This window comes from Pseudomonas sp. A1230 (assembly GCF_044218825.1).
Taxonomy (GTDB): Bacteria; Pseudomonadota; Gammaproteobacteria; order Pseudomonadales; family Pseudomonadaceae; genus Aquipseudomonas; species Aquipseudomonas iridis.
Map to the genome: position 1 here is coordinate 1,186,441 of NZ_CP162582.1, position 23,183 is coordinate 1,209,623.

Here is a 23,183-nt window from a genome sequence, read left to right on the forward strand (position 1 = left end):
TGATGTATGCCAGCAAATGTAGTGGTAATAGGCAGCCTGAACATGGATCTGGTCACCCGTGCGCCACGGCTGCCCCGTGGCGGTGAAACGCTGATCGGACATTCCTTTGCCACCGTCTCTGGTGGCAAGGGCGCCAACCAGGCGGTGGCTGCCGCGCGCCTTGGTGCGCAAGTGGCGATGGTTGGCTGTGTAGGCAGCGATGACTATGGCGTGCAGTTGCGCGAAGCGTTGCTGGCCGAGCAGATTGACTGTCAGGCGGTCAGCGTTGTCGAGGACTCCAGTGGCGTGGCGCTGATCGTGGTCGATGACAACAGTCAGAACGCGATCGTGATTGTCGCCGGTGCCAACGGCGCCATGACGCCGGCGGTGATCGACCGCTTCGATGCCGTGTTGCAGGCCGCTGACGTTATCATCTGCCAGCTTGAGATTCCGGATGCAACCGTGGGCCATGCGCTCAAGCGTGCGCGTGCGCTGGGCAAGACCGTTATCCTCAATCCTGCCCCTGCCAGCCGTCCATTGCCGGCAGATTGGTTCGCAGCCATCGACTACCTGATTCCCAACGAAAGTGAAGCCGCTGCCTTGAGCGGGCTGCCGGTTGATTCGCTGGAAACTGCAGAAAGCGCGGCAAGTCACCTGATCGCGATGGGCGCAGGAAAGGTCATCATCACCCTTGGTGCTGAGGGGTCGTTGTTCGCCAACGGCAAAGGTTTCGAGCATTTCCCGGCGCCGAAAGTGAAGGCGGTCGATACCACGGCGGCGGGGGACACTTTCGTCGGTGGTTTTGCCGCTGCCCTGGCCGCTGGCAAGTCTGAGGCCGAAGCGATCCGCTATGGGCAGATTGCCGCCGCTCTTTCGGTTACTCGCGCTGGCGCGCAGCCTTCCATTCCAACCATGTCCGACGTACAGGCCTTTAAACCCGCATGAAAAAGACTCCTTTGCTGAACGTCGCGCTGTCGCGACTGATCGCATCTCTGGGCCATGGCGACATGGTGGTGATTGGTGATGCCGGCTTGCCGGTGCCGCCGGGTGTCGAGCTGATCGACCTGGCGCTGACCCATGGTGTTCCGGACTTTGTCAGCACCCTGAAAGTCGTGCTAAGCGAGATGCAGGTAGAAAGCCATGCGTTGGCCAAGGAAATCTTCGACAAGCAACCGACTGCGTTGACTGCGCTTGACGAGTTGAATGAAGAAGGTGCACTAGGTCGTCGCGATCTGCTCAGTCATGAGCAATTCAAGGTTCTTAGCCGACAGGCACGGGCGATTGTTCGTACAGGCGAATGTCAGCCGTACTGCAACATCGTTCTGGTGGCTGGTGTAACGTTCTAACTTTCGATTTCACATGCACAAGGAATGCGCCATGCAACGCTATGCTCAAAAAATGCACCAACTGCTCCGGAGTCTGCTGCTTTTGTCCCTGATATCTGCAACCGGCGCTCACGCGGCGGAAAAAATCGACCTGATTATCGACACCGATCCGGGTGCCGACGACGTGGTCGCCTTGCTGTTCGCGCTGGCCTCGCCAGACGAGCTGAACATCCGTGCGCTGACCACCGTGGCCGGCAACGTGCGCCTCGACAAGACTTCGCGTAACGCACGCCTGGCTCGCGAATGGGCGGGGCGCGAGGATGTACCCGTCTACGCCGGCGCGCCGAAGCCGCTGATGCGCACGCCGATCTACGCCGAGAACATCCATGGCAAGGAAGGCCTGTCGGGTGTCACTGTGCACGAACCGAAAAAAGGTCTGGCTGATGGCAGTGCGGTCAATTACCTGATCGATACCCTCAAACAGGCCAAGCCACACAGCATCACCATCGCCATGCTTGGCCCGCAAACCAACCTTGCGCTGGCGTTGATCCAGGAGCCCGAGATTGTGCAGGGCATCAAGGAAGTGGTGATCATGGGTGGCGCGCACTTCAACGGTGGCAACATTACCCCGGTGGCGGAATTCAACCTGTTTGCCGATCCGCAAGCTGCTGAAGTGGTACTCAAGAGTGGCGTGAAGCTGACCTATCTGCCACTGGACGTCACCCACAAGATTCTTACCAGCGATGCGCGTTTGAAGCAGATTGCTGCGCTCAACAACAACGCGAGCAAAATTGTCGGCGACATCCTCAACGAGTACATCAAAGGGGATATGGAGCATTACGGCATTCCGGGTGGCCCGGTGCATGACGCTACTGTCGTGGCTTATCTGCTCAAGCCAGAACTGTTCACTGGTCGCTCGGTAAACGTCGTGGTTGATAGTCGTGAGGGGCCGACTTTCGGTCAGACCGTCGTCGATTGGTATGACGGTCTCAAGGCACCGAAGAATGCATTCTGGGTGGAAAATGGCGACGCTCAAGGGTTCTTCGATCTGCTGACCGAACGCCTGAAACGCCTGAAGTAATATCCCGCCCGCAGGTGCCAGCCTGCGGGTTTATCCCCCCAGCGCGTGCTCGGTCTGTTCGATCGGGTACCGTTCGAAAATCTGCTTGATGAATTGCTGGGCCGCTTCGGTGCCCAGCTCTTTGACCAATAGATCGATACCAATAAGCGCCAACTCTTCAGTGGACCCCGGGCTGTAGGAGCTGTGTCCGTCTGCCCATTTGGCTTTGATGTCGGCGTCGATGCTTACACTGGTCATGATGAGGCTCGAAAAGTCGGGAAGTCTGTGTGCCGAGTTAACCATTTTGTCGGGCATTTGGCACTGCGACTTAGGCATGAGTGGAGTGCTATGCGACACTTGGTCTTTTCCGGCGAATCCAAGGACAGTGCTGTGCAGATCGATTTGAATACCCCTGACGGCCTTACGCTTGATGCTGTGCTTCGATTGCTGGCTTCGGCCAGCGATGATGAACACACGCAGTTGCGAGTGACCAAGGGCGGTATGGCTTACATCTCTTCTGGTGTGACGGGCGGGCAGGACATCGATGGCTTGTTGTTTCGCCTGGAAACCTGGGCCAAGGGGTCGGGTTACGTTGGCAATGTCGCGGCCAGTGACGAGGTGTGGGTTATGCAGATTTTCAACGCGCTCAAGGACAACTGGCCGAATCCGCCATATGACTACATCGACGTTTACTGAGCTCGTTAATATTCAGTCACGATTGATTGATGAGTGGTCCGCGCCGCTCAGGCACACTCGGCGTTTTTCCGATTGTGTGGCCTGGTGATGGCATTTGTAATGAAACCAAACGCCGGATCGGCGGTCGCACGATCTCAGCTAACTATTTGAAAACAAGGAGGCTTCATGCCTTTGAAGTTCGCATCACTGGGTGCACTAATGGCCGTTGCCATGTTGGCCGGTTGCAGCACAACCTCCAGCGAGTCGGCAAAGGATCCTGTGGCGACCGAAGCCGGTCATAGCCGCTGTGAAGCAACGGCAGCGGAGTTCGCCATTGGCAAGAAAGCTTCGCCCGCCCTGTTGGAGCAGGCTCGTGCAAAGGCTGGTGCGCAAAACGCCCGCTTCCTCAAGCCAGACGACATGATCACTCTGGAATACCGCTCTGATCGCTTGAACCTGAATACCGACAACAGTCTCGTGGTTAATCGCGTCAACTGCGGCTGATAGCCGGCAGCTTTTGTTTCAGGCATAAAAAACCCCGTCACATGGACGGGGTTTTTTTAGTGCGCCGAGAAATTACTCTGGGCGAACCTGTGCAGCTTGCATACCCTTTTGGCCTTTCTCAGCCACGAAGGAAACGGTCTGGCCTTCTTTCAGGCTTTTGAAACCGTCGCTTTCGATAGCTTTGAAGTGTACGAACAGGTCGTCACCGCCACCTTGAGGAGTGATGAAGCCGAAGCCTTTTTCATCGTTGAACCACTTAACGGTGCCGGTTTGGCGATTAGACATGGTGTATCTCCAAGAAACATATATTTTTCAGTACTGTGCTGCTCAGGCCAACTGGGCACACCGGGATATCATAGTCGAAATGTTCGCTTTGTAACCCCCCGGACGTGCTGTTTGCCTACCAGTCGCGTTTTCTTTGCTGCCTGTTTCGGCTCAAAGCCCCGGATTTAAAGGCTTTTAGTCGAAAGTAAAGACTATAAAAAAACCTGTAAAACCTGCATAAATCGGTCAGAAAAGCTCAAAACCAGAGCCATTTCTCAGGTTTCAGCCTGCTCAATATGAATTTTTTGTCACTTTTTCGCCGGGGTGTTGGCCTTGCATTTGGCAATCTGGCCCAGTGCTTTCTGTTGCAATTCAGGCGTTGCCTTGTTGTCCATCAAAGCCTGAATGTCGCTAGCGGGATAAGACTTGATTGCATCAGCGCCGCACGCGCAGTGAGCCTTCGCCGCTGCAGCGCCGATCTGAGGCGTTGCGGCCTGCGAGCATTGCGCCATGTATTTATCACGTTCGCCCTTTGGCCAGTCTGCGTGAGCACTCAGCGGCAGCAGCAGAACAATAGGGGCGACTACCGCGAACAGGGTATTCAGACGCATGTGAGGATGCTCCTTGTGGGTCAATGTCTTGTTATCTGATGGCTGAATGGCCAATCAAGTTCAGCACTCTGGCATAAAACGGACGATTTGCCTCACGGCAAGGCGAGAGTACATCGGCGACCGTTCATCTGTGCTAGCATGCCCGACTCGGGCGTTTGCAGGCTCCGGATGACCTCTAGTCCCGGCAGCGGCAGCGTACGAAAATCCCGATTTGAATCCCAGTCACTCTGGTTCGGTTTCCGGTTGGCCGCAAGGCTCCTGCCGCTGTAAGGCAGGCGTTCGTCATTGAATGGCCTGGATCGGATCTTGTACTGGCTCATCCCAACCCACGTGACCTTTGGTAGGGGTCACCACTAGGAGAGGAGGCGCCATGCCAACTATTACTCTTCCCGACGGCAGTCAACGTTCATTCGATCACCCGGTTTCCGTAGCCGAGGTCGCCGCATCCATTGGTGCTGGTCTGGCCAAGGCCACTGTGGCCGGCAAGGTCAATGGCCAACTGGTCGACGCCAGTGATATCATCGACAGCGATTCGACGCTGCAAATCATCACGCCAAAGGATGAAGAGGGGCTGGAGATCATTCGCCACTCTTGCGCCCACCTGGTAGGCCATGCGGTCAAGCAGCTGTATCCGACGGCTAAAATGGTCATTGGCCCGGTTATTGACGAAGGCTTCTATTACGACATCGCCTTCGAACGTCCTTTTACTCCGGACGACATGGCTGCCATCGAGCAGCGCATGCAGCAGTTGATCGAGAAAGATTACGACGTCATCAAGAAAGTCACTCCGCGCGCTGAAGTGATCGAAGTGTTCAAGGCTCGCGGCGAAGACTACAAGCTGCGCCTGGTCGAAGACATGCCGAACGAGCAGGCCATGGGTTTGTACTATCACGAAGAGTACGTCGACATGTGTCGCGGCCCTCACGTGCCGAACACACGTTTTCTGAAGTCTTTCAAACTGACCAAGCTGTCCGGCGCTTACTGGCGCGGCGATGCCAAAAACGAGCAGTTGCAGCGCGTTTACGGCACTGCTTGGGCTGACAAGAAACAGTTGGCAGCCTACATCCAGCGTATCGAAGAAGCCGAAAAGCGCGATCACCGCAAGATCGGCAAGCGCCTGGGCCTGTTCCACACTCAGGAAGAGTCCCCGGGTATGGTGTTCTGGCACCCGAACGGCTGGACTCTGTACCAGGTGCTCGAGCAGTACATGCGCAAGGTGCAGCGTGACAACGGCTACCTTGAGATCAAGACGCCACAAGTCGTTGACCGCAGCCTGTGGGAGAAATCCGGGCATTGGGCCAACTACGCCGACAACATGTTCACCACTCAGTCGGAAAACCGTGACTACGCCATCAAGCCGATGAACTGCCCGTGCCACGTGCAGGTGTTCAATCAAGGCCTGAAAAGCTACCGCGAACTGCCGATGCGTCTGGCCGAATTCGGTGCTTGCCACCGTAACGAGCCATCGGGTGCGCTGCACGGCATCATGCGCGTGCGTGCGTTTACTCAGGACGATGCCCACATCTTCTGCACCGAAGAGCAGATGCAGGCCGAGTCTGCTGCGTTTATCAAGCTGACCATGGACGTTTATCGCGACTTCGGCTTCACCGATGTCGAAATGAAGCTGTCCACTCGTCCGGAAAAACGCGTTGGTTCCGACGAATTGTGGGATCGCGCAGAAGCCGCATTGGCCGCAGCCCTTGACAGTGCGGGTCTTGCGTACGATCTGCAGCCGGGTGAGGGCGCGTTCTACGGTCCGAAGATCGAGTTCTCGCTCAAAGATTGCCTTGGCCGTGTCTGGCAGTGTGGTACTCTGCAGCTCGATTTTAACCTGCCTATCCGTCTGGGAGCCGAATACGTCTCCGAAGACAACAGTCGCAAGCACCCGGTAATGTTGCACCGGGCGATCCTTGGATCCTTCGAACGATTCGTCGGAATCCTGATCGAGCACTACGAGGGTGCATTCCCTGCGTGGCTGGCTCCGACCCAGGCAGTGATCATGAACATCACTGACAAACAGGCCGATTTTGCCGCCGAGGTTGAAAAAACTCTCAACGAAAGCGGTTTTCGTGCCAAGTCTGACTTGAGAAATGAAAAGATCGGCTTTAAAATCCGTGAGCATACTTTGCTCAAGGTTCCCTATCTCTTGGTTATCGGGGATCGGGAAGTCGAGATGCAGACTGTCGCTGTGCGTACTCGTGAAGGTGCTGACCTGGGCTCGATGCCCGTCGCCCAGTTCGCTGAGTTTCTCGCGCAAGCGGTTTCCCGGCGTGGTCGCCCAGATTCGGAGTAATTACTATTAAGCGTGAAATGAGACAAGATAAACGAGCTGCACCGAAAGCCCCGATCAACGAGAATATCTCGGCACGCGAGGTTCGGTTAATTGGGGCTGAAGGTGAACAGCTTGGGATTGTGTCAATTGAAGACGCGCTTCTTAAGGCTGAAGAGGCCAAACTGGATTTGGTGGAAATTTCCGCCGATGCAGTACCCCCTGTTTGCAAACTGATGGACTACGGCAAATCGATCTTCGAGAAGAAGAAGCAGGTTGCCGCAGCCAAGAAAAACCAGAAGCAGATTCAGGTTAAAGAAATCAAGTTTCGTCCAGGGACGGAGGAAGGGGATTACCAGGTAAAACTGCGCAACCTGGTACGTTTCCTGAGTGATGGGGACAGGGCCAAGGTATCCTTGCGATTCCGCGGCCGTGAGATGGCCCACCAGGAGCTGGGGATGGAACTCCTCAAGCGAGTTGAAGGTGACTTGCTCGAGTACGGTTCGGTCGAACAGCATCCTAAGATGGAAGGACGCCAGCTGATCATGGTCATCGCCCCGAAAAAGAAGAAGTAATCAATAGGGCACGGCAGGCCTTCTGATTATGTTTATCAACTGAATGCGGAGTACCGAACATGCCAAAGATGAAAACTAAAAGTGGTGCTGCTAAGCGGTTTCTGAAAACTGCTAACGGTATCAAGCACAAGCACGCTTTCAAGAGCCACATCCTGACTAAAATGTCGACCAAGCGTAAGCGTCAACTGCGCGGTAGCAGCTTGCTGCATCCGTCGGACGTCGCAAAAGTCGAGCGCATGCTGCGCCTTCGTTAATTTTAGTCAAGAATAGAGGAAGTAACTCATGGCTCGTGTAAAGCGTGGCGTCATGGCGCGTAAGCGCCACAAGAAAATTCTGAAACTTGCTAAAGGCTACTACGGTGCACGTTCGCGCGTATTCCGTGTTGCCAAGCAAGCGGTTATCAAGGCTGGCCAATACGCCTACCGTGACCGTCGTCAGAAAAAACGTCAGTTCCGCGCTCTGTGGATCGCTCGTATCAATGCTGGTGCTCGTGTTAACGGTCTGTCCTACAGCCGTTTCATCGCTGGCCTGAAAAAAGCGTCCATCGAGATCGACCGTAAGGTTCTGGCTGATCTGGCAGTGAACGAAAAAGCGGTGTTTGCTGCGATTGTCGAGAAAGCTAAAGCCACCTTGGCTTAAGTACCCCCGACAATCACCCGGCCTCACTTTCGTGGGGTCAGGTGGTAAACGTCTTAAATAGGGGAAGAGCCTTCAAGCTCTTCCCCTATTTTGTATCTGGAGTCTGTACATGGAAAACCTGGATGCGCTGGTCTCTCAAGCACTAGAGGCTGTGCAAAGCGCTGAAGATATCAATGCCCTGGAGCAAATCCGGGTTCAATACCTTGGCAAAAAGGGTGAATTGACTCAGGTGATGAAGACCCTGGGGAATTTGCCGGCAGAAGAGCGTCCGCAAGTCGGCGCCCTGATCAACGTTGCCAAGGAACGTGTTACAGGCGTTCTCAATGCGCGCATGGCCCTGTTTGAAGAAGCCGAACTGGCTGCCAAGCTGTCTGCCGAGTCCATTGACGTGACGCTGCCGGGCCGAGGCCAGACCTCTGGTGGTCTGCATCCGGTTACCCGGACTCTGGAACGTGTTGAACAGTTCTTCACTCGCATCGGCTACGGCATTGCCGAAGGCCCTGAGGTCGAAGACGATTACCACAACTTTGAAGCGCTCAACATCTCAGGCCATCACCCGGCCCGGTCGATGCATGACACCTTCTATTTCAACGCCAGCATGTTGCTGCGCACCCATACCTCGCCGGTACAGGTCCGCACCATGGAATCGAAGCAGCCGCCGATCCGCATTGTCTGCCCAGGCCGTGTGTACCGCAGCGACTCCGATATCACCCACTCGCCGATGTTCCACCAGGTCGAAGGCCTGCTGGTCGATCGCGACATCAATTTTGCCGATCTCAAAGGCACCATCGAAGAATTCCTGAGGGTGTTTTTCGAGAAAGAGCTGGCCGTACGTTTCCGTCCTTCGTACTTCCCGTTCACCGAGCCATCCGCTGAAGTCGACATGGAATGCGTGATGTGCAGCGGTAAAGGCTGCCGTGTCTGCAAGCAGACTGGCTGGCTGGAAGTGATGGGCTGCGGCATGGTTCATCCGAACGTGTTGCGTATGTCCGGCATCGACCCGGAAGAGTTCTCCGGCTTTGCCTTCGGCATGGGCGTCGAGCGTCTGGCCATGCTCCGTTACGGCGTGAACGACTTGCGTCTGTTCTTCGACAACGACTTGCGGTTCCTCGCGCAATTTCGCTAGTCGTAACGAATTCTTAGGAGAGCAGGATGAAATTCAGTGAACAATGGCTGCGTGGCTGGGTTAGCCCGCAGGTAGATCGTGACGAGCTGGTTGCTCGTCTGTCGATGGCCGGTCTTGAGGTCGATAGCGTTACGCCGGCCGCCGGCGTATTCAGTGGCGTGGTCGTGGGCGAGGTGTTGAGCGCCGAGCAACACCCTGATGCCGACAAATTGCGCGTTTGCCAGGTCAGCAACGGCGCGGAAACCTTTCAGGTTGTTTGCGGTGCGCCAAACGTGCGCCCGGGCCTGAAGATTCCGTTCGCCATGATTGGTGCCGAGCTGCCGGGCGACTTCAAGATCAAGAAGGCCAAGCTGCGTGGCGTCGAGTCCAACGGCATGCTGTGCTCGCAAGCCGAATTGCAAGTCGGTGAAGGCAACGACGGCCTGATGGAACTGCCGGCTGATGCCCCGGTGGGTGAAGATTTCCGTGTGTATCTGGATCTGGAAGACGCCAGCATCGAGGTCGATCTGACCCCGAACCGTGGCGACTGCCTGTCCCTGGCTGGTCTGGCCCGTGAAGTTGGCGCGCTGTATGCCGCTCCGGTCACCCGTCCAGCGGTGCTTGCTGTTCCTGCCGTGCACGACGAAGTGCGTTCGGTAGAAGTGCTTGCGCCGGCCGCATGCCCGCGTTATCTGGGGCGTGTGATCCGTAACGTCGACCTGTCCAAGCCAACGCCGCTGTGGATGGTTGAACGTCTGCGTCGCGCTGACGTGCGCAGCATCGACGCCGCCGTCGATATCACCAACTACGTAATGCTCGAGCTGGGCCAGCCGCTGCACGCATTCGATCTCGCCGAGATCAATGGCGGCATCCGCGTGCGCATGGCCGAAGAGGGCGAGAAGCTGGTGCTGCTCGATGGTCAGGAAGTCAGCCTGCGTAGCGATACGCTGGTGATCGCCGACCACACGCGTGCTCTGGCAATTGCCGGTGTGATGGGTGGCGAACACAGCGGTGTCTCTTCGACCACTCGCGATGTATTCCTTGAATCCGCGTTCTTTGATCAGATCGCCGTCGCTGGCAAGGCTCGTTCATACGGCCTGCACACCGACGCGTCGCATCGCTACGAGCGTGGCGTCGACTGGCAGCTGGCCCGTGAAGCCATGGAGCGTGCCACTGGCCTGCTGCTGGAAATCACTGGCGGTGAAGCCGGCCCGATCATCGAGACCGTCAGCGACCAGCATCTGCCGTCGATCGCGCCGATCACCTTGCGTGCGCAGCGCATCACCCAGATGCTCGGCATGGAAATGGATTCGGCACAGGTCGAACGTCTGCTCAGCGCCTTGGGGCTGAACATTACTGCTGATGGAGCAGGGCAATGGCGCGTAGAAGTGCCAAGCCATCGCTTCGACATCAGCCTGGAAGTTGATCTCATCGAAGAGCTGGCCCGTCTGTACGGCTACAACCGTTTGCCGGTTCGTTACCCGCAAGCGCGTCTGGCGCCACAAGCCAAGGCTGAAGCGCGTAGCGATCTGCCGGAACTGCGCCGCTTGCTGGTTGCACGTGGTTATCAGGAAGCAATCACCTACAGCTTCATCGATCCAAGGCAGTTCGAACTGTTCAACCCGGGCGTCGAGCCGCTGTTGCTGGCGAATCCGATCTCCAACGACATGGCTGCCATGCGTTCTTCGTTGTGGCCAGGTCTGGTCAAGGCCCTGCAGCACAACCTGAACCGCCAGCAAGATCGCGTGCGACTGTTCGAAAGCGGCCTGCGCTTCGTCGGTCAGCTCGAAGGTCTGAAGCAAGAGCCGATGCTGTCCGGTGTTGTCTGCGGTAGCCGTCTGCCGGAAGGCTGGGCGCAAGGTCGCGACACCATCGACTTCTTCGACGTCAAGGCTGACGTGGAAGCAGTGCTGGGCTTCGCCGGTGCACTGGATTCGTTCGCTTTCGCTCCGGGCAAACACCCGGCGCTGCACCCGGGTCAAACCGCGCGCATTGAGCGGGAAGGGCGTGAAGTCGGTTTCATCGGCGCCATCCACCCGGAATTGTCCAAAGCGTTGGGTCTGGACCGTCCGGTCTTCGTTTTCGAGCTGGTTCTGGCTGAAGTGGCACTCGGTAAAATGCCGAAATTCCACGAGTTGTCGCGCTTTCCTGAAGTGCGTCGTGACCTTGCACTGATCGCGCACAAAGACGTTGCAGCCTCGGCTGTACTGGACGTAATCCGTGAAAATGCAGGCGAATGGCTCACAGATCTCAGGCTGTTTGACGTATATCAGGGTAAAGGTATTGATCCTGATAGAAAAAGCCTTGCAGTTGGCTTGACCTGGCAGCATCCATCGCGCACTCTTAATGACGATGAGGTGAATTCGACGACGCAAAATATCCTCACCTCGCTCGAACAAAGGTTGAACGCCACGTTAAGGAAGTGACGTATGGGGGCTTTGACGAAAGCTGAGATGGCGGAACGTCTATATGAAGAGCTGGGCCTGAACAAGCGGGAAGCCAAGGAATTGGTGGAACTGTTTTTCGAGGAAATCAGGCACGCTCTTGAAGACAACGAGCAGGTCAAATTGTCCGGTTTCGGCAATTTCGACCTTCGGGACAAACGCCAGCGGCCTGGCCGCAACCCGAAAACGGGGGAAGAAATCCCGATCACGGCTCGCCGTGTGGTCACCTTTCGTCCAGGGCAGAAGTTGAAGGCCCGAGTTGAGGCTTATGCTGGAACCAAGTCATAACGACGAACTACCCGTCATCCCGGGCAAACGCTACTTCACCATCGGTGAAGTCAGCGAGCTGTGTGCCGTAAAGCCACACGTGCTGCGCTACTGGGAGCAGGAGTTTCCTCAGCTCAACCCCGTCAAACGCCGCGGAAACCGCCGGTATTATCAGCGACAAGACGTGCTGATGATCCGGCAGATCCGCGCGCTCCTTTACGATCAGGGGTTCACCATTGGCGGCGCACGCTTGCGTCTGTCCGGCGATGAAGCCAAAGATGACACCACCCAATACAAGCAAATGATCCGCCAGATGATCGCCGAACTCGAAGATGTGCTGGTGGTACTCAAGAAATAAAAAGCTGCGTTTGAATACTTCCAGTTTTCAAATGCTTGCGATATATTCTTGAGCGTTCTTCGAGGTGAAGAACGAGATGCAGAACCAGTCGGGGCGTAGCGCAGTCCGGTAGCGCACTAGCATGGGGTGCTAGGGGTCGAGTGTTCGAATCACTCCGTCCCGACCATATATTTCAATGACTTAGCCGCTTTCGAGCGGCTTTGTTGTTTTTGCCATAGTGACTTTTCAAGTGACCCTGGCCTTTTCTTCATGCCTCCCTCCTTTTCAGAATCGTCAACGCTGGTGCGCGTGAGTCGGTTGCTGATACCTTATTTGCCGCCGCAATGAGCTGATCCAATTCCGCCGCCGAGTAGTGACTGGTGATGCTTCCGTTCTTGTGGCCGAGCAGCGCTTTCCGATCCTCCTCAGTCACGCCAGCCGCACGCAGCCTTCTCCCAAAGGTGTGCTTCAAGTCGTGAATTCGGATTCTGGCAAAGCCGTCATGTGCCGGCCGCAAGAATTTCTCCTGCCACTTCTTCGCCGCTCGGATCCGCGCCTTCTTCCAGGCCGAGTCATTCATGCGATGAACCGTCGTTTCATTCCCATCACCATCTGGCTTGCCAAACGGGAACACGTAGAGCGGATGCTTGCCGCGCTGCTTCTCGATCACTGACTTGGCAACGTCATTCATCACGACCAGACGCTCGTCTCGGTTCTTCACGCCAGACCTGGCGCTTCTACCCCCAAATCCCGCAGGTATCAGGAACACACTCGTTCCTAGCTCAGGTACCGCAATCTCCCAATTCCACTGAAGCTTGCAAACTTCCTGCTCCCGGCACCCGGTATTGACCTTGAACATGGCCATGGTCTGAAGGTGCGCCGGGAGTTCGGCGAACAGGATCGACTGTTCTTCCCATGAGAGCGGGTAGGGCTTTCGGCTGTTCGTCTTCTCGTCCAGCAGGGAAATCATCGGAACCACGTCCAGCAGCGGCCGTCGTTCCTCATCACGCCACTTTCGAGCGCAGAGGTTCAGCACGCGGATGACCCGCTGAAGCGCGATATTCACGGTCCGGTTCGTGACTGGCTTCCCTACCGCTGGATTTAGCTTCGATTGGATGTAAGGCGCGAGGGCATCGTCGTCGATATGGGTCAGCGGCATATCGCCAATGAACGGGTCGAGCTGCTCCATATATGTGGCCGAGATGTGGATGGAAGCCTGATCCTTCACTTCCAGCAGGAAGCGAGTCGCCACTTCCCGCCACGTCCTCACCCGCCGAACGCCGTACACCTTCTGCTGGCGCAATTGCTCCAGCTTGTGAATCAGGTACTGCTCTGCTTCGGCGCGGTTACAAGTGCCAGTACTCTCTTGAATTCGTTCTCCTCTGTACTTTTTGTCGATCTTCCAGATGCCGTTCGGCATTTGCTGGAGGCCGGTGATTGCTTTTTGGGCCACGGCGTTGCTCCTTTCTTCTTGCCCTGGCGCTCGCTGCAAGGGCGATTGTTGTCCTGATTGGCGGCCTTTTCAATTGCCATCGACTCGATGTAACGGTCAGCCCACTCGTCCAGCTCGAGACGGTCGAAACCGACGCCTTGCTTCCCGATCGGGAATTCGCGCACGTTCGGGCGCACCGTTTTGTTGAATTCGTCCCGGCACATGCCGAGGTAGCCGTATGCCTCGCCGGCGCGAATGAAGCGCGGGAGGATGGGCGCGACCTGGGCCGCGCTGCGATTTGACATATGGATGCTCCATGCCGCGCGTGGCGGCAGAAGTTGGTGATGGGTTATGCGCCGACCTTGGCCAGGACTGCGTCGGCGACCTTCATGGCAGCCTGGGCATCGTTCACATAGGCAGGGTCGAATCCGCCGCACAGGTGGATGGTCGCTTGGCAGGCGCGCAGGTTTTCGCGGTTAAGCTTTAGTGCCGCGACCAGCTCTTCGTGCAGCCCGCGTTCCTCCCGGCCGATATCCCAGAAGCGTTGGCCCCAATGACTGGCCGGTGGCGGGTTGTCGTTCTGCGCGCCGAGCGCCAGTGCTCCGACCACAGCGTCCAGGAGGTCGCGCTTGTAGGCGTTGTCGCCGTCGATGCTCAAACCGTTACGGCGCAGCGCGTCCAAGGCATTGTTCAAGTTCGACTCGGGCGACGGCAGCACCAGGTCAAAGTCTTTCTTGCCGGGGCGGCAGGCCACCACCAGCAGCTCGCAATCAAGCGGCAGGTGCTGAGCCATATCCGTGATGGCTTCGATAGCAGCGTCGCGGAATGCATTCTTTTCTTCGGACATAGGAATTCCTCGCCCGCCGTAAACCGGCAGGCTGTTGAGTTGGGGGAGGGGTTAGGCTGTTGCGGCGTCGTGAAAGACGTCCATCTGCGCGGCGCCGTCGAGCCAGGCAGCCGAGATCCGGCGTTCAGCCATGGCGGCATAGTCTGGATTGAGTTCGCAGAGGATCGACTTGCGGCCCTCCTGCATGGCGACCACCGCTGTGGTACCGGCGCCACCGAAAGGGTCCAGCACTACGCCCCCGCGAGGAGCCCCGGCCAAAACGCATGGCCGGATCAGGTCGGGCGGGAAGGTGGCGAAGTGGGCGTCCTTGAAGCTATGGGTCGCCACAGTCCACACGCTGCGCTTGTTCCTCGTTGCCGTGTCCCAAGTGCTTTCCTTTCGGTCTGGTCGGTGCGTGCCTTTGTTCTGGCCCGGGATCACCTGCTCTCGCTTCGAATCCTCTCGCTTGAAACTATCGCGCCGTGCACGCTCCGCACCTTCCTTGTGAAAAGCTCCGTGTCCACCGTCGCCGATTGAGGTATCCCATCCGGTCGGCACCGTTGCCCGCGGCTTAGTCACTGCGTCGAACCCGTGACCGAAACCGACGCCGGTTGGCGTGGCGCCATAAATCGCCGGCTCGCGTATCGCCTCCATGTCGCAGTGGTACCGACGGGACTTGCTGAGCAGGAAGATGTATTCGTGGGCTTTAGTGCACCGATCGCGCGTCGACTCCGGCATCGGGTTCGGTTTGTGCCAGATGATGTCCTGCCGCAGATACCAGCCGTCGTTCTGTAGCGCGAAGGCGAGGCGCCAAGGCATTCCCATCAAATCCTTTGGTTTGTACTCCGTGTGGGTGGTGGCTTTCGCTTTTCGCTGCGAGGCCATCACCTGGCGCTGGCTGATAGTCGACACACCGACGCCCATATCATTGCGGCCATGCGCCCCCCAACTGCCGGCGTAACTGTCTCCCATGTTCACCCAAGCCGTGCCGTCGTCGCGGAGTACTCGGCGCACTTCGCGGAACACATCGACCAGCCGCGCGATGAATTCCGCCGGGGTTTGCTCCAAACCGATCTGCCCGTCGACGCCGTAATCCCGCAACCCGAAGTAGGGAGGGCTGGTAATGCACGTTTGAATTGATTGGTCTGGCAGGGTCCGCATCATGTCGATGCAGTCGCCGACCAGAATGCGGTGTTGTTCTGTCATCGCCACGGCCCCTTGTAGATGAGGTAGGCCATGTAGAGCGGGGCGAAGATCATGGCTCAGCCCTCCGTGCCAATCAGATAGGAAGGTTCGGTGGCCTCTGCCAGCCACTGACGGAGACAACCGCACTCTGGGTGAGGCGGCTCCTCGTCGACCCACTGTTTGTCGAGGAACGCCTCGCTGGTCAGCTCGACATCCCAGTCCGCATAGTCGGATGGATCGTCGCCGTTCATTTCGGCCAGCACTCGGCGCGCCTCGTCTTCATCGCGAGCCGCCACCCAGTCGCAGTCGCCGACTTGGAAGCAAAGCAGGAGCGGGCGTGCCGGCTGGCTGCCGTTGAGTTCGAACTCTGGAGCTTGTTTTTTTTCAGGCATGACTTCGTCCTTGCCGCTATAGCGGCTGACTTTGAGGGGGAGGGGGTGTTCGTATCTAACAGCAGACTGGGGTGCCATACTGCTTTCACAGGAATATCGACTCGTATTTCCGAGTCAGTCCTGCTGGGCGTGCGTGTTCAAATGCTTACGAATGAAGATTTTCGATTCAAGGCTCACCACTATCTGCTCGACCTCGAAGCAACCAACAACCATCTAATGCTGCTTATCGTCGCTGGTGAGGTGACGGGCAAAATTTGGGATGACGCAATTTCAAGGCAGAAGTGCTCCTACGCGGCCTGGCTCGAAGCCGTGGATGCCAACGAAGTGTCTGACGCCCCCTAAGCTAATTCGCTATGCGCTGCTCAATGTCACTGTTCTCGTCGATTTTGAGCGATAGAGTGTCGCTTATCATCTGATGCATAATTGCGCATCCAAATAGAGGGTAGGCAATGCACATACGCGGAAGCGTTTTTTGGAAGTGGGCTGATCCTGAGATCCACTTTCGTAACAAAGATGAGCGATTGTCAGATGGCACATTGCTGAGCGTACAGGTTCGCACCTCAAGGACCGGCGAAACGCAGCTCTTCCTAGGCGTATACGGCCAACATGGAGCTATGTTGCTCGAAGAGTCCTTCGATTCCCGTCCGGGCGAAACGATGACTCAGGCCATGACTTGGGGATTGGCACGTGCAAAAGAGTTCGTCGCCATGACTAAGAGCTCCGCGCCGATTTCAAAACCCGAGCAACTCCCTCGCAATGGCTCAGGCCGAGGCATTTAGATCTACGAATTTAAAGCTGATGCAGTACCCTTGCTGTCGCCATAGCAGCTGACTTTGAGCGGGGAGGAATCAGAGTGAAGTTGACCGGTGGTCAGATCGCATGAATTATCAGAAGTGATCGTACTCGACTGTTCGAGGAGCAGCTGTTTCTCAAAGGCGGTGAGTTCCGCGCAGGAGAAAGGTTATGCCTTCCATCGACGACTTCAGATTTGAGTCGCACCATCTTCTTTTAGAACTTGATGCTGCCACCATGGAAATGATGAAGCTGGTTTCATCTGGTTGTGTATCAGGCCCAGCTTGGGATGCTGCCAACGAAAGGCAGCGCGAAGCCTATCGAAGTTGGGATGCTTTTATGAGTACCCCGCCCATCGCTGACACTGACAAGTTTCCGGCTAAAGTCGGAACGTCGAATTAGGCGAATGTCGCTGACTTTTTAGGGGGAGGGGGTTACTGGTATTTGGTGCTGATGCGCTCGGCGATGTCTTCCAGCTTTTCGGCCATGTACCACATGTCGTTGTTGTCACGGCGGGAAACGACAGGGGCGCGTTGAACGTTGCGGCCGATGAGAATCTTCGCTGCCAGCAGGATCAGCCAGGCTTCGAACTTGCGGCGGATGAAGCGCTTCATGCCTGCGGTACCGGGTGGCTCGCGTTCCAGCGCTCGAAGGCTTCCTGCGTCGTGGCTGCTTCGATCTTCTCTCCGCACTGGTTGCACGCCGCCACACCTCCTGATGCACCTACATCGCGGTGACCTTGATTGCACGGGTTCATATGCCAGTCATCATCCTTTATGGATTCTGGTTCTGGATATTCAGGGCGAGCAGGCGGATAAGCTGGTGCTGCCATCGCCTGGTCAATGGCAGCGCGAAGGTTTTCGCTGTAGTTCTCGCCGATGACGCGCTCGAACGGCTTATCCATCCAATGGCCGACGACCTCGATGTTGATGCTGCTGTCGCCGGCATCGCCGTTGGGGCTGCTGTTGAAGCGGACGTCCCAGCAATTAGAATCCAGCGCGTCCAGCCGCGCCTTGTCTTGCTCCAGCTCATCAATCCGCTGATCCGCTGCGTTCAGGCGCTTCTGCAGGGCGTCACGCTCGTCGGTGACACGGTCGAAGTCGGTCGACTCCACGTACTGCCCACTATCGGCCGGCACCATGTCTGCGCATGCTTCGTCAGTGTCTCTGTCCAAGTCATAACGCATTACTTCGCACATGCTTGTGTCCTATGCCGGGGCATGCCCGGGCGGTGGAGGGTGGGTTCAGAGTTGTTTGAGGATTCGCCGGCCGATCCAGCGAACGACGGTGACCGCCTTGCTGTTGCCGATTGCCTTATAGCGCGGGCCGTCAGCGTCTCGGACGTACCAAGCTTTGCTTTTCTTCGCCTGGCGCACATCCATGCCGTCGTCGATGCACTGCTCCGGAGTCTCGTCGGCATCCAGCTTTCGCCACCCGTCCCAAGGGATCAGGGTGTAGTCGTCAGGCATCCCTTGAAGGCGTTCGCACTCGCGGGGAATCAGGCGCCGAACCTTCGAACCACCCACCAGCATTTCTGCCTCAGTCACCGGGTTGCTGTTGTTGCGCATATTCCCGGATCTGAGCGTTGGCGAAACCGCAGCAACAATCGCTACCTGACCACCGCCGTTGGCATGGCTGCCTGAGTGGTTCATGGCTCTCAGTGTTGGCGCAATCTCGCCAGCGTCCGCACCGTGATCCTTGCAGGAGAAAGCAAGAACTGCGTTTTCCTGTCCGTTGTTCCGACCGAGGGCGAAGGCTGTTGAGTCACTCACGCCTGGATCCTGCGTGCCATGCACTACCAGCAAACCAGCCTCGGCGTCTTGCTGTGTGGCGCTGCCGGCCGCCTTGCCGTTGGCGTTGAGGGTGCCAGCCACGATAAACGCTTCTGAGTCGGCGCGGTGGCTACTCTGAGACTGAGCGCGAAGTGCTGGCGCGGTGATCGGAATATCGTCGAGCGAATACCCTCCGGACTTGCGCCCACCACCGGCCAGCGTAGGCGCGACAAAGAATGTCTCGCTTTCAAAGTCCTGCCGACCACCGTGGTGGGTGAGGGTGCTTGATCGCTCAACTGATCCTGAGCTGTTCCCGGCACCGAAGGCCGGTATTCCCCCGAACATGCTCACCGCGGGGCCTTCATCACCCTCGCAGTTCATGCAGCCGTACGGTCCGAGCTCTTCGCCGAACACTTCTCCGCATCCGCACTGGAGCGCAGGGCCGAAAGGAGCTGATCCGGTAACGTCTTGCCCCTCGCCTCGGCGCGGCGCAGTATCCCGGCGCATGCCTTCTCGCTCAAAAAGTACCTCGGTGGGATCGAATCCGTCTCGAGCACTTGCGACAACGAACACACGGCGGCGTCGTTGGGCCAGGCCGAAATATTGGGCGTCCAGGATCCGCCACGCGATTGTTCTTTTGGGTCCATACACACAACCAGCGTCTGGCCACCTTTTCCCTGAAGGCTGCAGTTCGCAGTCTTCCCCAGCACGCGCGCCAAGAAAGCATCCGAAGGCGTTGCCTTTGTCGCTGAGGACACCTGGGACGTTTTCCCAGACGATGACGCAGGGCGGCTTTCGCTGGCCTGCTCGAACATAGTCAACTGCATCTGCGAGCTCCACGTATTTGATGGTGAGGGCGCCGCGCGGGTCTGTGAGGCCTTCGCGCATCCCGGCCACGCTGAAGGCTTGGCACGGTGTTCCGCCGACGAGGACGTCGGGCGCGGCGATCTTGCCGGCCAGCACCAGGGCGCCGAGTTTGGTCATGTCGCCGAGGTTCGGCGTGTTCGGGTAGTGGTGAGCGAGCACCGCGCTGGGAAACGCTTCGATCTCGGCGAACCAGGTCGCACGCATGCCGAGCGGCTTCCACGCAAGCGTTGCCGCCTCGATGCCTGAGCAGACCGATCCGTATTCGATTTCCATTGGGGATCCTCGAGGCTATAGTTTTGCCACTGGAATAGGGGGCGTGGGATTGTCTATTTGCTTAGCGTTGACTGACGCAGACTGGTCGCTGACGAAAGATGTTTTTTCGATCATCGGAACAATAATTAGCGGTGCCGCTGTGGGGGTAGCTTATTACTTCGGTCAACAAGGGCTTCATACGTGGAGGCGTCAACTCAGAGGATCTGCCGATCACGACCTTGCGCGGCGATTGCTCATCGAGCTCTACAAACTTCGAGATGAAATTCAGAGAGCGAGATCGCCTGCGATTTTTTCTTTTGAAGGCGTGCCTTTTGAGGGAGAGGTTGTATCAGATGACCCAAAGCAAGCCAGTTATGCATTCAATGAGCGTGCCTACCGTCGACGACTGACAGCAATGGACCAAGCTCGAAATCCGTTGCAGGCCACCATGCTTGAGGCTGAGGCTATTTGGGGGCCTGATCTGAAAGGTCTCATGGAGAAAGTTTTCAAGCTTGAACGAGAGTTTGTGATCTATGTTCGGCTCTACTTGGTGTCTATAAAACCTGAGAAAACTGTACAAGGATCACTCTCCCGCCAAGAGCTTCTAGGGCAGAGGCGGAATGTTCTCTATGACTTGGATAGTCCCGATGACGTCTATTGGGTCGAGATGGTCCGGGCACTTCAGTGTGTCGAAAATCATCTACGCGAACGCCTAATACCAAGTTGACATCCTGCGTTAGGACTACCGGCTGGCGTGATTCGTAGAAGTGGGGTATTTGTGTTCGGTCGGGCACGATCTGGATCAAGGAGCGGAATATGGATTTATCTACAAAAGATTCTTGGGCGAAGATTGAGCGAGCGCGGTTTCACCTATCAGAAATATACAATAATTTCTATGGCTATATTGATGGTGATTTATTAGATATACCAACCCTGAAGATACCAAATTTCGAAGGCGGATATATTTCCGTAGTTATTAAGCAGTTGCCTGTGGATTCAATTGTATTGCCGCTAGTGCTGGGTGATGCAATTCATAACTACAGATCAGCTTTGGATTACCTTTGGTGGCAGTTCGCCAAAAAAAAACTTGGCCGTGATCCAACTGACCGAGAAGCTCCTAAAGTGCAGTTCCCTCTTTTGTCTAGAGAGGACGATTGGGGTAGGAGATATTTTGATTATGTGTTTGCTCCCGATGTTGAATACATAAAAAAATATCAACCATTCAACGCCGGAAATGGGGAGTATTCAGCGCTTGAAGCGTTGCGAGAAATATCTAACCATGACAAGCACAGGACCTTGAATCCACTGATGGGTATGGCAAATGAATCTGCGCTTAACAATCTTTCTAAATTTAACGTCAAAGTAGAAGTTATGAATTTGCCGGATGTTCTGGAGCCGGGCGTAGAAGTGTTTAGGGTGCATACTGAAATTGAAGCTATTAATGTTGAGTGCGATATAGAAGTATATTTTAAAGTTTATTTGGCGGTACAAAATGGCTGGAATATTCTGACGGCTTTTGAGGCAATAGATGAACAGTGTGAGAAGATTTTGAAAGAGGCAGAGAAAATGCTTTAATAAATCTTCGCGCTTAAGTTGTTTGTCCTATGTCGCTTTTGGGAAATGGCTAAGACCAACAAAGGTGATCGAACTTTAGAGTGAATTATGCTTCAACGCCATTCTTGGCGAACTCTTCAAGCTGTCGCGACCACTTTTCAGATACGACAATTTCAGGTCGCGACATGCTGGCGAAGCGGGCGGACTCTTCATTGGTCGCGGCGGCCAGATTGATCAGGAGCGTCGACACCGTCTCCTGCCATTCCTCGAAGCCGTGGCGCTCGCCGAGGATCAGCAGGGCATCATCAAGCGCTTTTGAAACTATCAGCGAGCGCTTCTCGGCGCCTATCCGCTCGAGCAACGCCTTCTCCTTGGCGCGTTTGTCCTTCTGCAATTGCGCATTGCTCTTGGCCATGGCCTACCTCTTCAATTCCGCTGGCCGGCAAGTCCAGCCAGGTTTGTCGTTTGCGTTGTTGGGTGCGAATGGTGAATCTGTGCATCAGGGTTTCGTCGGGTAATCGAGCGAGTAGTCCGCGACGATCTTCCGGGCGAGTGTCGTGCTGATACCCATATGCTTGCAGGCTTTGTTGCGCGTCATTCCGGCTGCCTTGCAGCTCATAAGCTCGCCGGCGATCTTGTCTCGCTCCTCTTGAGTGATCATTCGGCCTCGCTTGGCCCTCTGCGCTTCGATGTTCCTGTAGCCGTAAGGCGTTTTGACTACCGTTGCGATGCCTGGACTGTCCTTTCCGACCCCGGTAGGGATTTGCTGCGCCGTACCTCCAGATGCAAAGAAGGCAGCTTTCGCCGCCTCCAGTCCACTTTGCCGCTTTGCGGCTTCAATGAATGCTTGTTCCATATCAGGCACCTTTCGAGCGACTGTTGATGTTGATTTCGTAGATCTCGGCGAGCTCACGAAGAACAGCCCGCGTAATCCCAAGCGCCGCGCAGATCTCAGCTTGAGATCGCGTGCCGGCCAAAGCCTTTATCTGAGTGACCATTGAGGCCCTTTTTTGGCGACGAGCTTCCATCGTCCTGGCGGTGCAGGTCGTGAACTCAATGCCGTGCTCGCTGGCGATCCGGTTGAGTGAGCGAGTGGAGCGGTGCAGCGCCTTCGAGGCAGCGAAGATCCCCGCGTCAGCGAACTTGTGAAGGGCTTGGGCGATGGCCGGCTCTGCGGCTTTGTGGGCGTCCCATCTCATGCGGCCACCATCAGCTCAGATTTTCGCTTATCCTTAGCCGCATTGAGTCGCGCCAATGGCTCAGGCATGCTCTCTGCGATGCGATATGCCGCCGAATAAATACTCTGCAGTTCCTGCATCGTTTCAGAGAGAGGGATCTTTGAGATGGCCTCATTGATTGCTTCGAGGCCGTGCTCTTCTTGCTTCCGTCCATCGTTCAGCCACGCGATTAGCCGTCGGCCAGTGTCGGCACTGATTACTTCTGGCTGATCAAAAATCCGTGTCCGATCTTTTGTCGCGACGGCCACGTTTCCGTCATGGACAAGATCCAGAACGACAGTGAACTCGTAGTCGGAGCCGTCACGCTGCTCGGACTTCATGCCGAGTTTTATGATCTTCTTGCCCTCACCCTGAACCGTCTCAGTCTTGCTTCGCATAGTGCAGATGATGTGCAGGGGGCTGGTCAAGATCGTGTCGACCAGCTTGCGATGGCGCGGCGTTGTTTCGTTCCATGCCGACCAGGTGTTGCCCTTGTATTTCTGCTTGGCGATCAAGTCGTTGATTTCGAGGCATCCGCCGGCGCCGATCCATTCATGGGAGTAGCTGTCGATGATTAGCACCGAATACCCGCCAGCCTCGGCCGACTTGATCGCCTCGATGTAACGTTCCGGCGAGTAAGGCGCAGCGAGACTCAGCACATCGAACTCAGCATCGTCGGCATACAACGATGCGCTGTCGTGCTCTGTGTCAATTACTGCGATGCGTCCGCCAAGGCCGGTGGCCAGCAGAAGGGCGGAAAGAGTTTTACCTGAACCAGAAGGGCCAGCAAGAGCGAGCCGTAGCCTCGCTTGCTTACGTTCGGCTTTCTTGAACATCGTGA

Annotated in this window: 33 protein-coding genes and 1 tRNA gene; 19 read left to right on the forward strand and 15 right to left on the reverse strand. The window is 56.4% G+C overall.

The window, feature by feature from the left end:
* Positions 1-6 precede the first annotated feature (6 nt).
* From rbsK to AB4P97_RS05435, 3 genes are read left to right on the forward strand one after another with little or no spacing between them, the layout of a single operon-like run.
* Positions 7-924 carry a ribokinase gene (rbsK, locus tag AB4P97_RS05425; protein WP_200614693.1) on the forward strand — a complete coding sequence of 306 codons (918 nt, stop codon included), beginning with the start codon at positions 7-9 and terminating at the stop codon, positions 922-924.
* On the forward strand, positions 921-1,325 hold the full coding sequence (gene rbsD / locus AB4P97_RS05430; protein ID WP_042558687.1) for a D-ribose pyranase: 405 nt from the start codon (positions 921-923) through the stop codon (positions 1,323-1,325). Before rbsK ends, rbsD begins: the two co-directional genes overlap by 4 nt.
* 31 nt (positions 1,326-1,356) lie before the next feature.
* Positions 1,357-2,385 carry a nucleoside hydrolase gene (locus AB4P97_RS05435; RefSeq protein ID WP_273878576.1) on the forward strand — a complete coding sequence of 343 codons (1,029 nt, stop codon included), beginning with the start codon at positions 1,357-1,359 and terminating at the stop codon, positions 2,383-2,385.
* Positions 2,386-2,415: 30 nt separating this feature from the next.
* Here the strand turns inward: AB4P97_RS05435 and AB4P97_RS05440 are convergent, their stop codons facing one another.
* A complete protein-coding gene (locus AB4P97_RS05440; protein WP_042558689.1) occupies positions 2,416-2,622 on the reverse strand; it encodes a hypothetical protein in 207 nt (68 codons plus the stop codon).
* 132 nt (positions 2,623-2,754) lie between these two features.
* Here AB4P97_RS05440 and AB4P97_RS05445 point away from each other — a divergent pair, with 132 nt between their 5' ends.
* Both AB4P97_RS05445 and AB4P97_RS05450 read left to right on the forward strand, forming a co-directional pair.
* Positions 2,755-3,060, forward strand: a complete 306-nt coding sequence (locus AB4P97_RS05445; protein ID WP_395602909.1) for a hypothetical protein — start codon at positions 2,755-2,757, stop codon at positions 3,058-3,060.
* A gap of 165 nt (positions 3,061-3,225) precedes the next feature.
* Positions 3,226-3,543 (forward strand): I78 family peptidase inhibitor, encoded by a 318-nt coding sequence (locus AB4P97_RS05450; protein WP_042558690.1) that lies wholly within the window; start codon positions 3,226-3,228, stop codon positions 3,541-3,543.
* Positions 3,544-3,615: 72 nt separating this feature from the next.
* On the opposite strand, the gene AB4P97_RS05455 is transcribed toward AB4P97_RS05450, so the two are convergent.
* On the reverse strand, positions 3,616-3,828 hold the full coding sequence (locus AB4P97_RS05455; RefSeq protein WP_003179963.1) for a cold-shock protein: 213 nt from the start codon (positions 3,826-3,828) through the stop codon (positions 3,616-3,618).
* A gap of 287 nt (positions 3,829-4,115) precedes the next feature.
* Positions 4,116-4,418 (reverse strand): hypothetical protein, encoded by a 303-nt coding sequence (locus AB4P97_RS05460; protein ID WP_042558691.1) that lies wholly within the window; start codon positions 4,416-4,418, stop codon positions 4,116-4,118.
* Between the two features lie 370 nt (positions 4,419-4,788).
* Between AB4P97_RS05460 and thrS the strand changes: the two genes are divergently transcribed.
* The 9 genes from thrS to AB4P97_RS05505 all read left to right on the forward strand — a co-directional run bounded on the left by thrS (position 4,789) and on the right by AB4P97_RS05505 (position 12,241).
* Entirely contained in the window at positions 4,789-6,711 is a 1,923-nt protein-coding gene (gene thrS, locus AB4P97_RS05465) for a threonine--tRNA ligase (protein ID WP_042558692.1), read from the forward strand.
* Complete coding sequence (gene infC / locus AB4P97_RS05470) at positions 6,711-7,262, forward strand: translation initiation factor IF-3 (RefSeq protein WP_176469887.1); 552 nt, start codon at positions 6,711-6,713, stop codon at positions 7,260-7,262. Before thrS ends, infC begins: the two co-directional genes overlap by 1 nt.
* A 59-nt stretch (positions 7,263-7,321) precedes the next feature.
* The gene (rpmI, locus tag AB4P97_RS05475) at positions 7,322-7,516 is read left to right on the forward strand and encodes a 50S ribosomal protein L35 (RefSeq protein ID WP_002553160.1); all 195 of its coding nucleotides are present in this window, start codon (positions 7,322-7,324) and stop codon (positions 7,514-7,516) included.
* A 28-nt stretch (positions 7,517-7,544) separates the two neighbouring features.
* Entirely contained in the window at positions 7,545-7,901 is a 357-nt protein-coding gene (rplT, locus tag AB4P97_RS05480; RefSeq protein WP_042558693.1) for a 50S ribosomal protein L20, read from the forward strand.
* Positions 7,902-8,010: 109 nt separating this feature from the next.
* Complete coding sequence (pheS, locus tag AB4P97_RS05485; protein ID WP_042558694.1) at positions 8,011-9,027, forward strand: phenylalanine--tRNA ligase subunit alpha; 1,017 nt, start codon at positions 8,011-8,013, stop codon at positions 9,025-9,027.
* A 26-nt stretch (positions 9,028-9,053) separates the two neighbouring features.
* On the forward strand, positions 9,054-11,432 hold the full coding sequence (gene pheT / locus AB4P97_RS05490; RefSeq protein WP_395602155.1) for a phenylalanine--tRNA ligase subunit beta: 2,379 nt from the start codon (positions 9,054-9,056) through the stop codon (positions 11,430-11,432).
* 3 nt (positions 11,433-11,435) lie between these two features.
* Positions 11,436-11,738, forward strand: a complete 303-nt coding sequence (gene ihfA / locus AB4P97_RS05495) for an integration host factor subunit alpha (RefSeq protein ID WP_002553164.1) — start codon at positions 11,436-11,438, stop codon at positions 11,736-11,738.
* Positions 11,719-12,075, forward strand: a complete 357-nt coding sequence (locus AB4P97_RS05500) for a MerR family transcriptional regulator (protein ID WP_003179985.1) — start codon at positions 11,719-11,721, stop codon at positions 12,073-12,075. The genes ihfA and AB4P97_RS05500 overlap by 20 nt, the downstream gene beginning before the upstream one ends.
* 89 nt (positions 12,076-12,164) lie before the next feature.
* A tRNA-Pro gene (locus AB4P97_RS05505) sits at positions 12,165-12,241 on the forward strand.
* A gap of 81 nt (positions 12,242-12,322) precedes the next feature.
* Here the strand turns inward: AB4P97_RS05505 and AB4P97_RS05510 are convergent.
* The 5 genes from AB4P97_RS05510 to AB4P97_RS05530 are packed head-to-tail and all read right to left on the reverse strand — an operon-like array spanning position 12,323 to position 15,889.
* Positions 12,323-13,474, reverse strand: a complete 1,152-nt coding sequence (locus AB4P97_RS05510) for a tyrosine-type recombinase/integrase (RefSeq protein WP_249342544.1) — start codon at positions 13,472-13,474, stop codon at positions 12,323-12,325.
* On the reverse strand, positions 13,375-13,791 hold the full coding sequence (locus tag AB4P97_RS05515) for a hypothetical protein (RefSeq protein ID WP_395602156.1): 417 nt from the start codon (positions 13,789-13,791) through the stop codon (positions 13,375-13,377). The genes AB4P97_RS05510 and AB4P97_RS05515 overlap by 100 nt, the downstream gene beginning before the upstream one ends.
* A gap of 44 nt (positions 13,792-13,835) precedes the next feature.
* Positions 13,836-14,333 (reverse strand): hypothetical protein, encoded by a 498-nt coding sequence (locus AB4P97_RS05520; protein WP_395602157.1) that lies wholly within the window; start codon positions 14,331-14,333, stop codon positions 13,836-13,838.
* A gap of 51 nt (positions 14,334-14,384) precedes the next feature.
* Positions 14,385-15,518, reverse strand: a complete 1,134-nt coding sequence (locus AB4P97_RS05525) for a DNA-methyltransferase (protein ID WP_395602158.1) — start codon at positions 15,516-15,518, stop codon at positions 14,385-14,387.
* A 56-nt stretch (positions 15,519-15,574) separates the two neighbouring features.
* Positions 15,575-15,889 carry a hypothetical protein gene (locus tag AB4P97_RS05530; RefSeq protein ID WP_395602159.1) on the reverse strand — a complete coding sequence of 105 codons (315 nt, stop codon included), beginning with the start codon at positions 15,887-15,889 and terminating at the stop codon, positions 15,575-15,577.
* Positions 15,890-15,934: 45 nt separating this feature from the next.
* Between AB4P97_RS05530 and AB4P97_RS05535 the strand changes: the two genes are divergently transcribed.
* The 3 genes from AB4P97_RS05535 to AB4P97_RS05545 all read left to right on the forward strand — a co-directional run bounded on the left by AB4P97_RS05535 (position 15,935) and on the right by AB4P97_RS05545 (position 17,083).
* Entirely contained in the window at positions 15,935-16,231 is a 297-nt protein-coding gene (locus tag AB4P97_RS05535) for a hypothetical protein (protein ID WP_395602160.1), read from the forward strand.
* Positions 16,232-16,338: 107 nt separating this feature from the next.
* Positions 16,339-16,668 carry a hypothetical protein gene (locus AB4P97_RS05540; RefSeq protein WP_395602161.1) on the forward strand — a complete coding sequence of 110 codons (330 nt, stop codon included), beginning with the start codon at positions 16,339-16,341 and terminating at the stop codon, positions 16,666-16,668.
* Between the two features lie 184 nt (positions 16,669-16,852).
* Positions 16,853-17,083, forward strand: coding sequence for a hypothetical protein (locus tag AB4P97_RS05545; protein ID WP_395602162.1), 231 nt, complete (start codon positions 16,853-16,855; stop codon positions 17,081-17,083).
* A gap of 32 nt (positions 17,084-17,115) precedes the next feature.
* On the opposite strand, the gene AB4P97_RS05550 is transcribed toward AB4P97_RS05545, so the two are convergent.
* The 3 genes from AB4P97_RS05550 to AB4P97_RS05560 are packed head-to-tail and all read right to left on the reverse strand — an operon-like array spanning position 17,116 to position 19,592.
* Positions 17,116-17,295 carry a hypothetical protein gene (locus tag AB4P97_RS05550; RefSeq protein ID WP_395602163.1) on the reverse strand — a complete coding sequence of 60 codons (180 nt, stop codon included), beginning with the start codon at positions 17,293-17,295 and terminating at the stop codon, positions 17,116-17,118.
* Complete coding sequence (locus AB4P97_RS05555) at positions 17,292-17,867, reverse strand: hypothetical protein (RefSeq protein ID WP_395602164.1); 576 nt, start codon at positions 17,865-17,867, stop codon at positions 17,292-17,294. The genes AB4P97_RS05550 and AB4P97_RS05555 overlap by 4 nt, the downstream gene beginning before the upstream one ends.
* Before the next feature lie 57 nt (positions 17,868-17,924).
* Positions 17,925-19,592, reverse strand: a complete 1,668-nt coding sequence (locus AB4P97_RS05560; protein ID WP_395602165.1) for a DNA cytosine methyltransferase — start codon at positions 19,590-19,592, stop codon at positions 17,925-17,927.
* Between the two features lie 43 nt (positions 19,593-19,635).
* Between AB4P97_RS05560 and AB4P97_RS05565 the strand changes: the two genes are divergently transcribed.
* The gene (locus AB4P97_RS05565) at positions 19,636-20,298 is read left to right on the forward strand and encodes a hypothetical protein (protein ID WP_395602166.1); all 663 of its coding nucleotides are present in this window, start codon (positions 19,636-19,638) and stop codon (positions 20,296-20,298) included.
* An 89-nt stretch (positions 20,299-20,387) separates the two neighbouring features.
* Positions 20,388-21,146, forward strand: a complete 759-nt coding sequence (locus tag AB4P97_RS05570) for a hypothetical protein (protein ID WP_395602167.1) — start codon at positions 20,388-20,390, stop codon at positions 21,144-21,146.
* Positions 21,147-21,231: 85 nt separating this feature from the next.
* Here the strand turns inward: AB4P97_RS05570 and AB4P97_RS05575 are convergent, their stop codons facing one another.
* From AB4P97_RS05575 to AB4P97_RS05590, 4 genes are all read right to left on the reverse strand, one after another.
* Positions 21,232-21,540 carry a hypothetical protein gene (locus AB4P97_RS05575; RefSeq protein WP_395602168.1) on the reverse strand — a complete coding sequence of 103 codons (309 nt, stop codon included), beginning with the start codon at positions 21,538-21,540 and terminating at the stop codon, positions 21,232-21,234.
* 84 nt (positions 21,541-21,624) lie between these two features.
* The gene (locus tag AB4P97_RS05580) at positions 21,625-21,981 is read right to left on the reverse strand and encodes a hypothetical protein (protein WP_395602169.1); all 357 of its coding nucleotides are present in this window, start codon (positions 21,979-21,981) and stop codon (positions 21,625-21,627) included.
* 1 nt (position 21,982) lies between these two features.
* Positions 21,983-22,324 carry a hypothetical protein gene (locus AB4P97_RS05585; protein WP_395602170.1) on the reverse strand — a complete coding sequence of 114 codons (342 nt, stop codon included), beginning with the start codon at positions 22,322-22,324 and terminating at the stop codon, positions 21,983-21,985.
* Positions 22,321-23,178: an ATP-binding protein gene (locus AB4P97_RS05590; protein WP_395602171.1), complete on the reverse strand. Its 858-nt coding sequence runs from the start codon at positions 23,176-23,178 to the stop codon at positions 22,321-22,323. Before AB4P97_RS05590 ends, AB4P97_RS05585 begins: the two co-directional genes overlap by 4 nt.
* Between the last annotated feature and the right edge of the window lie 5 nt (positions 23,179-23,183).